This window comes from Lysinibacillus sphaericus (assembly GCF_002982115.1).
In the GTDB taxonomy this organism is placed as follows: Bacteria; Bacillota; Bacilli; order Bacillales_A; family Planococcaceae; genus Lysinibacillus; species Lysinibacillus sphaericus.
In genome coordinates this window covers 4,017,266-4,031,898 of record NZ_CP019980.1, presented here as the reverse complement: position 1 = coordinate 4,031,898, position 14,633 = coordinate 4,017,266, and the positions used below count along the sequence as shown (strand labels likewise).

Annotated in this window: 10 protein-coding genes; 7 read left to right on the top strand and 3 right to left on the bottom strand. The window is 35.3% G+C overall.

The annotated features are described in order from the left end of the window. Window positions 1-189: 189 nt before the first annotated feature. Window positions 190-2,085 (top strand): glycosyltransferase, encoded by a 1,896-nt coding sequence (locus LS41612_RS19790; RefSeq protein ID WP_029747208.1) that lies wholly within the window; start codon window positions 190-192, stop codon window positions 2,083-2,085. A 104-nt stretch (window positions 2,086-2,189) separates the two neighbouring features. Here LS41612_RS19790 and LS41612_RS19785 read toward each other — a convergent pair whose 3' ends face one another. Together LS41612_RS19785 and LS41612_RS19780 are read right to left on the bottom strand one after the other, a co-directional pair. Beyond that, window positions 2,190-3,446: an efflux RND transporter periplasmic adaptor subunit gene (locus LS41612_RS19785; protein WP_024362437.1), complete on the bottom strand. Its 1,257-nt coding sequence runs from the start codon at window positions 3,444-3,446 to the stop codon at window positions 2,190-2,192. Further along, window positions 3,443-4,120, bottom strand: a complete 678-nt coding sequence (locus LS41612_RS19780) for a hypothetical protein (protein WP_024362438.1) — start codon at window positions 4,118-4,120, stop codon at window positions 3,443-3,445. Before LS41612_RS19780 ends, LS41612_RS19785 begins: the two co-directional genes overlap by 4 nt. A gap of 375 nt (window positions 4,121-4,495) precedes the next feature. Here LS41612_RS19780 and LS41612_RS19775 point away from each other — a divergent pair, with 375 nt between their 5' ends. From LS41612_RS19775 to LS41612_RS19765, 3 genes are all read left to right on the top strand, one after another. Continuing rightward, window positions 4,496-7,978: a hypothetical protein gene (locus LS41612_RS19775; protein ID WP_024362439.1), complete on the top strand. Its 3,483-nt coding sequence runs from the start codon at window positions 4,496-4,498 to the stop codon at window positions 7,976-7,978. An 81-nt stretch (window positions 7,979-8,059) separates the two neighbouring features. After that, on the top strand, window positions 8,060-8,719 hold the full coding sequence (locus tag LS41612_RS19770; RefSeq protein ID WP_024362440.1) for an S-layer homology domain-containing protein: 660 nt from the start codon (window positions 8,060-8,062) through the stop codon (window positions 8,717-8,719). 207 nt (window positions 8,720-8,926) lie between these two features. After that, on the top strand, window positions 8,927-10,009 hold the full coding sequence (locus LS41612_RS19765; protein ID WP_024362441.1) for a CAP and S-layer homology domain-containing protein: 1,083 nt from the start codon (window positions 8,927-8,929) through the stop codon (window positions 10,007-10,009). Window positions 10,010-10,048: 39 nt separating this feature from the next. On the opposite strand, the gene LS41612_RS19760 is transcribed toward LS41612_RS19765, so the two are convergent. After that, window positions 10,049-10,930: a helix-turn-helix domain-containing protein gene (locus LS41612_RS19760; RefSeq protein WP_024362442.1), complete on the bottom strand. Its 882-nt coding sequence runs from the start codon at window positions 10,928-10,930 to the stop codon at window positions 10,049-10,051. A 569-nt stretch (window positions 10,931-11,499) separates the two neighbouring features. Here LS41612_RS19760 and LS41612_RS19755 point away from each other — a divergent pair. The 3 genes from LS41612_RS19755 to LS41612_RS19745 all read left to right on the top strand — a co-directional run bounded on the left by LS41612_RS19755 (window position 11,500) and on the right by LS41612_RS19745 (window position 14,597). Next, entirely contained in the window at window positions 11,500-12,696 is a 1,197-nt protein-coding gene (locus LS41612_RS19755) for an ATP-grasp domain-containing protein (RefSeq protein ID WP_024362443.1), read from the top strand. A gap of 94 nt (window positions 12,697-12,790) precedes the next feature. Further along, window positions 12,791-13,255 carry a hypothetical protein gene (locus LS41612_RS19750; protein ID WP_024362444.1) on the top strand — a complete coding sequence of 155 codons (465 nt, stop codon included), beginning with the start codon at window positions 12,791-12,793 and terminating at the stop codon, window positions 13,253-13,255. Between the two features lie 397 nt (window positions 13,256-13,652). Further along, window positions 13,653-14,597 (top strand): C40 family peptidase, encoded by a 945-nt coding sequence (locus LS41612_RS19745; protein ID WP_024362445.1) that lies wholly within the window; start codon window positions 13,653-13,655, stop codon window positions 14,595-14,597. Window positions 14,598-14,633: the final 36 nt, after the last annotated feature.

Below are 14,633 nucleotides of genomic sequence, written 5' to 3'. Positions count from 1 at the left end.
AAAGTGAAATTGACAATTGTCAATTTCACTTTTTTCGTTAGTTGAAGTATATATTAACGGTTTGTCACAAATTAAATGCATGATGAATAATGATAGTACGAGGAAGTTCCTACTTGGCTCTAAATTGAAGACATGGATGGATGGTATGTTGTATGATTTCCTGAAAATATCCAAATGAAGGAGAACTGCATGAAACCTCGTATATTAATTGCTAGTCCTGTACGACAAAAACCTTTAATTTTAGATTATTTTTTGTTTTCACTTCAGTCGTTAAACAAAGACGAGCATAAAGTGGATTTTTTATTTATTGATGATAATGATGACCAACAATCAACGGAACTTTTAACGTTATTTCAATCACAAAATGAAGGTGTAAAAATTATTAAAAATAACCAGCAAAATGAACTTTATAGGAAGGATGAACACACACATTATTGGACCGACTCGCTAATTGAAAAAGTAGGGAAAATGAAAGATAGGATTATTGAACATGCAATTCAATTACAATATGATGGTTTGCTACTGATAGATTCTGATTTAATGTTGTATCCGAATACACTTCAAAACTTATGGAATGCGCAAAAAGACATTATCTCTAATATTTTCTGGACTGAGTGGAACAAAAATGAAGTAGCACTACCTCAAGTGTGGATGATGGATGAATATACATTATACGAGATTAATAATGGCGAAAAATTAGAACCAATCGATATTGCCAATAGAACGTCCGCTTTTATCAATAAATTAAAAGTACCAGGCATCTATGAAGTAGGGGGGCTAGGTGCTTGCACATTAATAAGTAGAAAAGCACTTTTAAAGGGTGTTCGTTTTAAACAGCTAAAAAATTTATCGTTTTGGGGAGAAGATCGACATTTTTGCATAAGGGCTTCCGCTTTGGAATTACCGTTATTTGTTGATACTCGTTTGCCTGCTTTTCATATTTATCGAGAGTCAGACCTACTAGGTGCGGAAAAATTTAAAAATGAAATCATTATTGGAAAAAAGCAACAAGCGACTGTTAGCTTATGTATGATCGTCAAAAATGAAGAACAAGTTTTAGCGCGTTGTTTATCTTCTGTTCAAGGACTTGTGGATGAAATAATTATTGTAGATACTGGCTCCTCCGATAAAACGAAAGAAATTGCCAAGCAATACACAAGTCTTATTTATGATTTTGAATGGATAGATGATTTTTCACAAGCTCGCAATTTTTCATTTAGCAAAGCCACCAAGGATTATATTTTATGGTTAGATGCAGATGATATTATAGAAGAGAGGGAAAGAATACATTTTCTAAACTTACTAGAAGAACTAACGAATAAAGAAGTGGATAGTGTGATGATGGATTATCATTTAGCCTTTGATGAGAATGGCAATCCAACATATAGCCTTAAAAGAAATAGAGTAGTAAAACGTTCTTGCGATTTTAAATGGGTTGGGGCAGTACATGAATATTTAGCTGTCCAAGGGAATGTTATACAGCGTAATATAGCCATTACACATCGTAAAGAAAAAGCCTATACAGACCGTAATTTGAAAATTTATAAGCGCAGGGAAGCGCAACAAGAGCAATTTACGGCACGGGATTTGTTTTATTATGGAAATGAATTAAAAGATCATGCATTGTACAAAGAAGCCATTGATAAATATCAACAATTTTTAGCGACAAAACAAGGGTGGATTGAGGATGAAATTGCAGCTTGTATAAAAATAGCAGATTGTTATGAAATGCTGAATGATGCTGATAGACAGTTGCATTTTTTATTAAAAACTTTCGCTTATAGCACGCCTCGCCCAGAATGTTGTTGTCGTTTAGGTGCAAAATTTTTGGCAGATTCACAATACGAACAAGCTATTTATTGGTATGAACAAGCAATCAGTATGAAGAACAAACCAAAACAGGGGAATTTAATTGAACATATCGCTTGGACATGGCTACCATATATTCAATTAGCTGTTTGTTACGACCGTCTGGGACAATATGACATATCGAATAATTACAATGAACAAGCATTACAATACGATCCAACAAATAAACTTATATTAGATAATCAGCAATATTTTAAAAACAGATTAAAGGATTAAAACGATGGAGTAGAAATGTAACAAGGCACTCCTATAGCGGACATAACGATATAGCAAAAAAGTGTTAGATTGACCTGCGTCAATCTAACACTTTTCCATTTAGTTTAGAAAATTATATATTTGACGTAGTCTTTCCAGCCAATTTCTTTAAAGTGTTGCCACTCAATTTTTTTCACGGGCATTGAGCAGAAAGTGCGTGCTAAAATATTACGTTTTTCATTAGCTAAAATAGGCGTACCAACATCTATATAGCTTGTGAATATCGTTGAATCTTTCGTTGAAAAAGCAACTTCAATATCTTCAAGACGAATTTTTCCATCCTCGTCAATTATATAGACGCTCTTAGCACCTTTTACTGATTTAACCCAAGAAGAATTCACTTTATAAGCATCAAAAGCTTCATTCACTACGATTGCAGCCTGACCAACTGTTGAAAACGGAATATTTTCTAACATATCGTCTTGTTGTAGCATTACTTCATAATTAGTAGGCTTCGGTAGTTTCGCTGATTTTGCTAATTCTTTTGCCCATATAGCGTCATGATTTGTAGCAATCATTGATTTTTCAAGTACGATACCTGATAGGTCATCTTTGAAATGCTGTAGTTCAAAGTCGACCCTTTGCCCAGCCGCAACCTGTTGCCATTCTTCTTCAGATAAGTAGACAAGCATTGCTTTTTCTGTTGAATAAATTTCAAATGTTACTGTACCAGCTTCGTCTGTGACGTTGGCAATAACACCATCAACAGGGCTTACTACTCCTTGGCGTGCTTGAATTTGGGCAATTTGAGCATCCATTACGGCAATTTGACGTGTAGCTTCTGCAATATGGCGATTTAAAATAGCTACAGCTGTAGATGGAGTATTTTGTTGACCTAACTCCAATTTTACTGTGACATTTAATTTATCACTAATTTGATCTGTATTAATCGAACTTTTTGGATTATCTGTACCTCCAAAATCCGATTCTATTTGTGACAAGGCGGATTGCAAGTCACTTAATTCAGTTTCATAAGCGTCCCGTTCAGCCTCAAGCTTCGTTAACTCATCGTCAACTTGCTCTGTTTTATAGGTAGCGAGTAAATCGCTTGCTTGAATGTGCTGACCACGCTTTACATTTACTGCTGATAAACTTTTCGCATCTGCAGAAACTGTATATGTTTCGGCTGGTGCAACTATTGCATCTTTTTTCACCGTTTCTACACGGTCACCGACAGTAGCTCGTTGAAATTCATCAACAAAATAGGAACGCGCTACTTTGCTATTTTCCTTGAATACGTAGAAGGCATTTAAGCCAACTAAAATCGCCATCACGATCATACTAAGGCTTGTCCAAGGTCTGGATTTTATAAAACGCATCATCCTAGCCCCCTTGTAATCCATTCTTGAAGTGGTAGTACGCTAATCATCCCAACAAAAACGGCCATTATTACTTGTAGTATGATAATTTTTGCTAACAGCGCTTTGCGATCTGCTGCTTCCTCCCATTTAGAAAGGAAAGTAAAGTGCACAATAATCGTCAGTACAGTAGTAACTGTTAGCTGATTAATAATGAATAACACAACATCTTTATCTATCACTTGCTGTACCACAGGGGCAAGTGATAAGAAGGAGAAGGTTGTAGAGTAGCCTACTGCGTAAAACACTGCGAATAAAATGGTCTTTTCAATAAGTATAAATGCCAGTACAAACAGTTGTACTTTTTGAATCCATTTGTAAGGTATGTCCGTTAATAGATGTAATATATATGTAACGCCATAATAGTGGAAGCAAAAATAAATGATTCCCCAAACAATGGCTCCGACCATTGATAGCAAACGGGCTGTATAATATTCATCTTGCTGGTTCGTTGCAAATAATGTTGTTAAACTTTCAGTGCCTAATCCCCAAAACTCACGTATTGCAAAAAGGAGCATGAAGAGAAAGAAAATCGTAAAGGAACGCTTTTTATAGCCTCTTATTTCTCCTGTTTCCAAAGCTTGTGTAAAGTTCAGGGGATGCGTTAAGCTATGCCAAAACTTGTAGTGATAAAACATATCTAGCTCCCTTTCTAATAAATTAAATATTAAAGATGTAGTATACACCTAGTTACTGGTAAATGACATAGTATAAATGCTAGTTTTTTTAAGGAATTCTCTCAATAAGGTGGGACTTTAATTAGGCTTAATTTTAAACGTCCGATGCGGGATAAATGCGTCTATCACAATTATATAGTATTCTAACAATAACTTCCTTTAAAAAGTCTATTCTATCTAAAAATAGCAATTATCTGTAAGTTAGTAAAGGTTGTATGTGAGTTTACAACAATAGCTTGAAATCAAGTTATTATCACCGATACTAAAGATAGTAGATTCGCAATATATGATACATATCGATTTTCCTATATAACGTAAAAAGAAAGGATGAGCAAGTTGAAGAAACCTTTAAAAGTGGGTGTCTTAACGAGCCTTTTATTAACGCCAGCAGCCATTGCTAATGTACAAGAAGCACAAGCACAAACTGTAGTACAAGCTGAACAAGTAGCTTATGTCAACGCTGTAGCAACAACGGAAACTAGAAATAAAACGATTGAACAATTCGGCAAGCTTTCCGAAACATCCACAGCGAATGAGATGGTTATTGCAGACGGCGATGTTAAAGTTTTAAGCACGACTGATTTTAATGATAATGAACGAGCTTTTATTAAAGCGAAATATGAGTATGTAGTGGCACAAAGAGGATTCGTCAAAAAATTAAATGAACTAGGTAAAAGTATTAATGCAATTACTTATACAAGTAGAACATTTGTTGACGATGTTGCCGCTGTGCAAGCAGAGTATACTGCATTTTTAGGTTCAACTGCAGCAGCCAATTCCTATCTGGCTGTTCAAAATAATTTTAATGTAGCTGTCAATACAGCATTAGCCAATGATGCCAAAGACATTGTCTCCTCTGTTCGCGGTACATCACTTCAATACGGCTATGACGACACGGAACGTAACAATTATTTTAAAAAGAACGGTGCCGATATCGCCAAGCTTGTAAAAATGAATGATGATGCAAATGCAGTAGACATCACGATTATTAACTTAGAAGATTTAATTTCTAAAATAGAGTCATCTTCGAGCTCTAGTGATATTGCTACAGCAGCCGCTGAAGTAACAACAAGCTATAATGCTCTAACTGCTGACCAAAAGAAAATTGTTACAGCGTATAATCCAAATAACACAACAGTTACGCCATTTAAAAAATATACCGATGTACTAGTCAATTTATCTTCTGCAGATAAGATTGTTGCAAGTATTACGCAGCTAACTACGAAAAAACCAGAAGATTTTACTTCAGCTACTAGTTTTATCAGTACTGTAGCAGCAATTGAAGCATCTTATAACAATTTAAAGGACGCAGAAACAAAACGTTTAGTTTCCAATTATGGCGATTTAAAACCTTTCCAAGAGGCGGCCAACGTGTCCAAGCAAATTACAGCATTACGTATTTCTAATACGGACGCGTATCGTATAGCAGTAAAGGCGGCAAGAGCGGAATATGATAAGCTTTCTAATAAAGAATTTGTAAAAAATGCAGAAGATTTACAATTAGCTGAATCTAATATTGCGGCTGCAGAAGTCATTGAGTCATTGATTTCTGAAATTGCGGCTGCGCCAGATAAAATCTCTAAAATAGAAGAAGCACGTTTAGCCTATAATACGCCTGTAGCACCTGCTGGACAAAAAATTGACGCAGCAAGTGTGAAAAAAATCGTGAAAAACTTGTCTGAGTTAACAACGTGGGAGAGCTCTCATAAAGCAGTTTTAAATGTTATTACGTTAGTTGAAAAACTAAATCCAACGGCGAAGGACTATACAAAAAGAGCAAAGGCTGCTAACACGGCTTACTTAAAGTTAGATCCGACCAAACGCGAGTATGTTAAAAGCTATAAAAATTTAAAAAATCAAGTGGACGCTATGAATCTTATTGATCCTATTATGGGGTTAAATACGTCACGCAAAGATTATAAAGACACGGTTGTTAATTTACTTGCAGAATATAATAAACTGTCTCCAGAAGCGCAAGCATTAGTGACGAACTACACAGCGTTGTTAACAGCAAACAACTATATCACCACTGCTCAACAATTTGATGATAGAGTCAATGCATTAGCCAATGAACCAGATGCCACATTTGTTGCAAAAGTAGTGGCATTATCTGCTGAATATAAAGCGATGGACAAAAATGCCAAAAGATTAGTAACGCAATATAAAACATTAACAACGTATGAGAAAAATAATGCCAACGTTGTGAAGGTTATTAATTTAATTTCTGCCTTAAACCCAGCCAATAAAGACTATACGAAAAAGGTAATTGCAGCACGTAAAGCTTACAATGCATTAGATGCAGCATCTCAAAAGCGCGTGACCAATTATGAACAGTTAACAGCTGTCGAAGATGTAGCATCATTAATCGGGTTAATTGAAACGTTAAAGCCTACAAGTAAGACGTTTTTAAACGATTTAAAAACTGCACGTGCTAATTATGATGCACTACCACCAGACAAACAACAGAAAATCATTAACTATGAAAAGCTGGTGACAGCGGAAACGGAGCTTACTTCCGCAAGTACAGTGATTGCATTAATAGATGCGGCAGTTCCAGAAGCAGAGGATTATTTAACTAAGCTAATGAATGCACGTGTTGCTTACGATAAACTACCAACTGGACAGAAAAAGCTTGTTTCAAATATCAAGACATTAACGGATCGTGAAAGACAAGTGAAGCCAATTTTGAGTGTCATGGTGCAAATCGATACGTTAGACCCAAGTGCCAATAATTTTGTTAGCAAGGTCAATGCAGCACGTAAAGCGTATGATAAATTGACAAAAGAACAAAAGGCGTTTGTCAACAATATGGCAACATTACAAAGCTATGAACCATTAGCTAACGTAATCGAATTAATCAGTAAGTTAAAAGCATCGAGCAAGACATTCCAAGAAGATACTGTACATGCGCGTGCATTGTATGAAGCACTCAGCAAAGAAATGCAGCAGTATGTGACGAATTACAAGTTGTTGCAAGCTGCGGAAACAAGCATATTAGGTGCTGGCAATGTCCAACGCATGATTGATGAGTTGCCAAATACTGAACCACAACAATATGTCAAACGTATTGAGGAAATTCGTGCAGCTTATAATGCATTGCCGAAAGATCAGCAATTGGCAGTAGCAAATTATAGAACGCTACAAGACCAAGAAAAATTGATTAAGCCAGTTATTAGTGTTATCAATGAGATTGATAAATTGATGACATCTAAAAATATGGATAGTCAATATCAAAAGATTTTGAAAGCCTATGATAATTTAACGGCTACACAACGTAAATACGTCTATAATGAGCAAGTGCTTCTTTCTTTAGATAATGTAATTAACGTCTACAAGAGTATTGCAGCTTTAAAACCGAGCGATAAAATGTATTTTGGGATGATTGAGTCCGTTCGTAAAGACTACGATAGCCTTAATACAGCCGATAAACAAAGAGTATCGAATTATTCGATTTTACTAGAAGCAGAGAAAAACATGAGTGAAGTAAAAAAAGTGGTGGAAATCATCGCTAGTCTTTCTCCAACATCAAGTACGTATATCCAAGATGTTGAAAATGCAGTAGCTGCGTATAAGGCGCTAGACTCCAAAGTAAGAGGACAAGTGATCAACTACGATAAGCTAAAAGGTGCAGAAAAAGATATAGCAGCAGTATTAAAAGTAGTCAATGCGATTGGAGAACTAGATCCCGATTCAAAAACTTTTGAAAAGAAAGTGATTGCTGCACAAAAACTATATAGCTCACTAACGTTGGAGCAACAAGATTTAGTTTACAACTATCGCATTTTACAAGAGCATGCAAAGACATTAGGATTGGACTAATGGATGAAGAGAGGGATGGGGTCCCTCTTTTCGTTATTTTAAATGGTTAATATATATTCAATTACAAAGGGGCAAAGGTCTATGAAAATAAAGCATACTAAATATGCATGGGCATTTGCTACGGCTTTAGCTGTAGCACCTTGTGTTGCCGTAATTCCTACGGAAGCGGCTTCCATGCCATTTGTAGATATTACAAACAATAATAGTGAAACTGAGCTCTATCATGCAGTCAGCGAGCTATACAATAAAGGCATTGTATTTGGTACAACACCTTCAACCTTTAGTCCCTATCAACAATTAACGCGTGGAGAAGCAGCTTATTTTTTAGCACAAGCACTCCAGTTGCAAACGAACAACGTGGACAATCCAGGTTTTAGCGATGTGCCAACTTCGCATCAGTATTATGGCTATATAGCAGCACTAGCAGCTAATGGTATTATCCAAAAAGGAAATCAATTTAATCCGGATGCTTCTATTAAGCGTAGTCAAATGGCAAAAATGCTGACACTGGGCTTTCATTTACAACAAGCGACATCGTTAACTGCACCTTTTACAGATTTTACAAAAGACGTTGAAACCAATCGATACATTCAAACGTTAGTAGATTATGGGATTACGCAAGGTACTAGCGCTACGACATTTTCTCCGTATACAGATGTACGACGTGGTCAAATGGCTTTATTCCTTTATCGCATATTACAAAAAAATAATAATGACCTATACATTATTGGGGTTGAATAATAAGATAAATATCACTCTTGGGAATGAACGTGCCTGTAGAGTGATTTTTTTAAAAATCTATGTAGGAAAAAACAGGTAATAATGGTATGTTTATTATGTGGTAAATAGGGTAAAAACGATACACTAGTGGATATTCGTTGCTTATGATGAAGCGATGAAATATCGGCATGAATGCAAAAATTTTCATACATATTTAAGGAGGAAGCTATGTTAAAAAAAGTACCTAGTATTGTCGGTTTGTCGCTTATTTTGCTGGCTACACCACATGCTGTGCCTCTTCCAAACCTACTAGATGTTGCCTTAGCGGCAGAATCAGTAAAGGATGTTCCATCTACACATTGGGCGAATCGTTCCATCGAGCACATGTTGGATAAGCAATATATGACAACCTATCAGGATGGGACATTTAAGCCAGAGCAGACTATTACGAGAGCGGAGGCAGCTGCGGCAATTGCCCGTTCGATGCAACTAAATATGACTGCTCCCTCTGCACCTCATTTTCGAGATTTATCTCCAGCGCATCCTTATTACAAGGAAGTTTGTGCATTGGTGGAATTAGGAATATTACAAGATGGCGATTGTTTTAATCCTGATGCGCCATTGAAGCGCATGCAAATTGCTAAAATGATAACACTTGCTTACAATATTGAGGTCGATTCACAAAATAATAGTAAGTTTAGTGATATTACTGAAGGGCATTGGGCAAAGGATTATATTGAATCACTTGCAGATGTGGGCATTATTAAAGGAATCAATGCAAAACAATTTGCACCGAATCAATTGGTAACACGTGCACAATTTGCCTCGATAGTTGAACGTAGTCTTGATTTCTCAATGACACTAACCAATTTCGAAGCAGTCTATGATTACTTATCGAAGTCTTATATTCCGACCAAAAATTACTCATCTGCCATGTCTAATGATGTGATTAGGTTAGTCAATAACGAAAGACAAAAAAGAAAACTACAGAGTCTTAACTATGATGAAGCTTTAACACAAGTGGCTGTTATCAAGGCACAGGACATGGTTAATCGTCATTATTTTGAACACGAATCACCCTACTACGGAATGCCATGGGATTTAGCAACATTATTTGATTATTCATATACGAGCTTAGGTGAAAACATAGGAAGAAATATTCCGACTCCAGAGGCGGCTGTTAAAGCATGGATGGCATCACCAGCACATCGCGATAATATTTTACGTGAAAATTATACAAACACTGGTGTGGCCATCGCAGTGGATGGCAAAGGGAATTTCTATTGGGTACAATTATTTTCTAGTCAATAACTTGATGACAGTGGGGAAATAGAAACAAGAGGACACTTACTAGGAGAAGATGTCCTCTTTTATTTTTATTGTATATATTCCCTTTACTTTGTCATAAAACTCTAGGCATTGTGCAGCTTTAAGTTTTAGCTCCAACAAAGAGAAAACTTCAATAATTTGCAGTATGGATTTGTTTTTCGTTGTATCACCATCGATAAGGGCGATGATGGCAGAGAAAAATTTAATCATTGTTTGCATGTACATATTATCTACTACACTTACTTTTATATTTTCTAACTCCGTGAGATACGTTTTAGCACCATCTAAATCCTTGCACGTAATTTTTTTCTCTAAAATATTGAAAATCATTAAGGCGATTTCGTTACGGTACCTCGTAAGATTTTGATAACGTTGTAATGTGTTTTTGGCACGCTCAAAAACAAGGTCGATTAATTCTATAGAATAGAAGCTTAAACTATTAGCGAATAAGGTAATTTCGTAATAACCCCAACTTTCGCAGTTCATTAAATATTCTTGAAGCAACGTTATTTCGTTAAGATGTTCATCGGTCCCTCGGACATCATCAATTAATAACAAAATTAAAGATCGATAATGCAAAAACTTCAGATTGCCCGTTAATTTGTATTCATTTTCAACTTGTTCGGCGACCATGTATAACGCACTGACATCTCGGTTATAGAAAGCTTCTACATACTTTCGCATGTAATCCAAGTCCTTATTCCCATCATTATAAATGATACTAAATTCTTCTAACGTAATATTTAAGTGATCTAACATCTTTAAAAATTTTTCAGCTGTTGTATCGCTTTCACCACGTTCAAATTTAGCAATAGCAGGTCGACTTAGTAGGTTTTTATAGAGTACGTTAGAACGTAAATTTTTTTGTAGCCGTAACGTTCGAATTAATTCTCCAATTTTCATGTACTTCGCCCCTTCGTAAAATGTTAACTTTTGTTTACATTTTAACAAATAAAATTGAAAACATAAGATAATATAGAAAATGGAATGGCAGGAGGGAAATAATGATGTGGGCAGGCATACAAATCTTTACGGCTAACTCTTCAGCGATTGTCGGTTTTATTTGGGACTTAATCGGTAGTTAATGTAACTTTATACTAGTTGGATAATGGTAAAAGATATTTTCGAACTTTAAATAGCTAGCAAGCTAAATACGTAAAGTAGTATTTTTAACTTCGGAATTTTAAATAAATGCAACATCGTTAATTGGGAAGTCAGTTAAGGTCTGAAATCGGTAGTGTATCGACTCAGGCCTTTTAACTATGCCTGATTGTATTTGCCTATCAAGCATTAAAAGAACTAATAGCGCTGTCTATCATAATAATTATCTGCATTATCCTCCCTTTTTAATTTATCTGCAAATAACAATTGTATAAGTTTTATGAACAAAACTTCAAATAAAGAGATATGTAACTATTATTTAATTTTTTAGGATGTTTTTTCATAACAAATGGATTAAAAGGAGAAAAAATATGAGAAAAAGGATAATGGTTATTGATTGTAGTGTGAATACATTAAAGACAATTAAGAAATTAAACATAAAAGTGATATGTATCGAGAAAGAACAAAAAAAACAGCTGAAAGATTTAATGAATTCAGATGATATTTACTTTGAAATAGATTATAAGGATATAACTTTATTAAAAAAAGAAGTAGGAAAGATATTAATAAAATACCCCGTAGATGCTATTTTATCCTTTACAGGAGATGGTCAAAATGCTGTCGTGGCATTACAAGAGGAATATCCATTAAACAAATATAAACAATCAGATCAAATAAAATTATTTAAGAATCAGTGTAACTTACGTAATCTCCTAAACCGTAATAATTTTAGTTATGTTCATGTTAAACTCATTAATTCTAAAGAAGCATTAATCGAATTTGCTAATGAAAATGGATTTCCATTTATTCTAAAACCATGCATTGAAACAGGTAGTAAGGTCGCTAAAAAAATCTCCACATTTAAAGAAGTATACGAATTATTGGATAAAGAAAATCCCGCGACCCTTATAGCGGAAGATTACCAAGAAGGGGTAGAGATTAGTGTTGAAACTTTTTCTTTTAATCGAAAACACTATGTCGTGGGCATTACAGATAAATATACAGAACCTGATTTTGTAACGTATGGTCACAGTGTGCCAACAACTTTAAATGATGAATTAATAACCGAGATTACATTATTTGTTTTGGATTTTTTAACGTTAACAGGTGTAGTTTTTGGCCCATGCCATATAGAGATAAAAATGACAGCATATGGTCCTAAAATAATTGCTGCACATTGTAGAACAGGTGGCGACCAGATTGTAGCGTTGCATCGTTTCGTTTCAGGTGTTGATTTAACACAATGGACTTTAGATGCCATCTATACAGAGAATTGGCAAAAATATGATGTAAGTCAACAATATCGTGCTGCCGCAGTTTTTTATTTAAGATTCCAGCCGAATAAAAAAATAAAGAAATTAAATTTCCAAAATGCGGATGAAACCATTGTAGCCTATAAATGTAATATTGAAGAAGGCGTTGGCACAACAGAAACGAACAGTCTAAAAGACGAACATGGCTTTATTATTACAAAAGGGAGAAATGTTGAAGAAGCAGTTGAGAACTGTCGGTTAGCAATTCAAACGATAGAAATCGAATATGCTGAAGGGATTTTTCCGGATTCATGATGATGGTGTAAGTGATGTCCACAGTTTAGTTTTACTAGCAAGCCAAAGCGCTAATATTGACAACGTAGCCTAAACTAAAATAATGAGGTGTAAGATGAAAGTATTGGGTAATTTATTGATTGGATTGCTTTTTGCTTTTATGCTAACAGGCTGTATTGGTGAGGACTATGATGTTGGAGTGCCAACTGCTCATTTAAATTTTAATCATGTCTCTGTTCAATTAACAGAAGCAAATATCAATTGGAAGACAGCAAGTGAAGATGTACAGAAGTCCATCGAAGATACAAAAAAATACGCATCGTCATTGGATGAAATAAAAGTCTTACCAGGTCAACATACATCATTGGATTTTGAGGAGAACGAAAAAAACGGTGGAGATATTTGGACTGATGCACAAGTGTCAGCTTTCCTGTTAAAAGATGACGAGCGAATTGAACTGGAATTTGATGATTTTAGAGAATTTCAATTCCCAACCGACAAAGGAAGCTATGTTTTGGAAGTTAAATTTAGCAGTACAGCAGGCAGTGTACAATATGTAGGGAATGTTCGTATTGAATAAGTCGGTTAGAAGGCTTAAAGAAAAAGTGTTAGATTGAGCGCTCAATCTAACACTTTTTTGATATGAATGTGTTGACTACTTTCTGATGGTTTACGGGCGATTCATGGACCCTTATCGGCGATAACGCTTGTTTTACGAGCAATTCGTGAGTTTTTATTGGCAATTTTCGTCATCCTCTATTGTAACAAAGCGTGGCTTATATTACAGGAATGTTACAAAAAGCCGGAATACCCATTAATTAATACCCATATTTTAGCGTTGATAAACCACAAAACGTTGGTATATCAACGTTTTTTTTACTTTCAAAACCGTTACACAATTGAAAAATTAAAATACCATCATTTGTGATAGTCTATGTATAGGCAAAAAAGTTCTTTGAGAGGGGTATTACAAACTTATGAAGAAAAAATGGTTATTACCGATTTTTGCATCTTTTATGTTATTTTCAACAATTCAAATAGATAACGCTGAAGCGGCGACTGCAGATGAGGTCACTGAAACAGCTTCGAAATATTTAGGTATTCCTTACGCTTATGGTGGTACAACTACTAGCGGATTAGATTGCTCAGGCTTTACTTCTAAAGTCTTCAGTGATTTAGGCATTAAATTAAATCGTACTTCAAGCTCACAATATCAACAAGGCACTGCTGTAGCGAAGAGTGATCTTCAAGTTGGCGATTTACTGTTCTTTAACACGAGTGGTAGTGGTATCTCACATGTATCGATATACATAGGTGACGGTAAAATGATTCACTCTCAAACAGGTAAAGGTGTAAGTTATTCTGATGTAAACGATCCATATTACTGGAGCTCACGTTATGTTGGCGCAAAACGCGTAGCACAATTTGACACTGAACAACAAGCTGAAGTAACGAAAGTAGCAGCAGCGGAAGTAAAAGAAGCTGCAATTGATTTTACAGTATATGCTTCACGTGCTGAAGTTGCTGTTCAAATCGCAAAAGCTCTTAACTTAGATACTTCTGATAAAAATACGTCATTTGCAGACGTAAAACCTACTTATGCACATGCTGGGGCAATTGCTGCTGTAGCGAAATTAGGTATTTTTTCTGGTGATGACAACGGCAAATTTAATCCATCTTCTCCAATGACTCGTGCACAAATTGCAAAAGTTTTAGTAGTTGCTTTTGGTCTTGAGCATCAAGGTGATGTTGTGACATTTGCAGATGTTCCTGAAAACTATTGGGCAACAGAATATATTTCAATTATCGCATCAAACGGAATTACAGCAGGTAAAGATAATGGTAACTTCGGTTATGATGAAATGTTAAAAATTTCTCAATTAGAGACATTTATTGAGCGTGCTAAGCAAGTGAATAAATAATCAATTTCTACTTTGCTTCGGACAAGGGCTACGTTT

What these genes read in the sequence shown, in the direction of transcription:
- LS41612_RS19790 (WP_029747208.1), top strand. Translation starts at nt 190, where the DNA reads ATGAAACCTCGTATATTAATTGCTAGTCCTGTACGACAAAAACCTTTA.
- LS41612_RS19785 (WP_024362437.1), bottom strand. Translation starts at nt 3,446, where the DNA reads ATGATGCGTTTTATAAAATCCAGACCTTGGACAAGCCTTAGTATGATC.
- LS41612_RS19780 (WP_024362438.1), bottom strand. Translation starts at nt 4,120, where the DNA reads ATGTTTTATCACTACAAGTTTTGGCATAGCTTAACGCATCCCCTGAAC.
- LS41612_RS19770 (WP_024362440.1), top strand. Translation starts at nt 8,060, where the DNA reads ATGAAAATAAAGCATACTAAATATGCATGGGCATTTGCTACGGCTTTA.
- LS41612_RS19765 (WP_024362441.1), top strand. Translation starts at nt 8,927, where the DNA reads ATGTTAAAAAAAGTACCTAGTATTGTCGGTTTGTCGCTTATTTTGCTG.
- LS41612_RS19760 (WP_024362442.1), bottom strand. Translation starts at nt 10,930, where the DNA reads ATGAAAATTGGAGAATTAATTCGAACGTTACGGCTACAAAAAAATTTA.
- LS41612_RS19755 (WP_024362443.1), top strand. Translation starts at nt 11,500, where the DNA reads ATGAGAAAAAGGATAATGGTTATTGATTGTAGTGTGAATACATTAAAG.
- LS41612_RS19750 (WP_024362444.1), top strand. Translation starts at nt 12,791, where the DNA reads ATGAAAGTATTGGGTAATTTATTGATTGGATTGCTTTTTGCTTTTATG.
- LS41612_RS19745 (WP_024362445.1), top strand. Translation starts at nt 13,653, where the DNA reads ATGAAGAAAAAATGGTTATTACCGATTTTTGCATCTTTTATGTTATTT.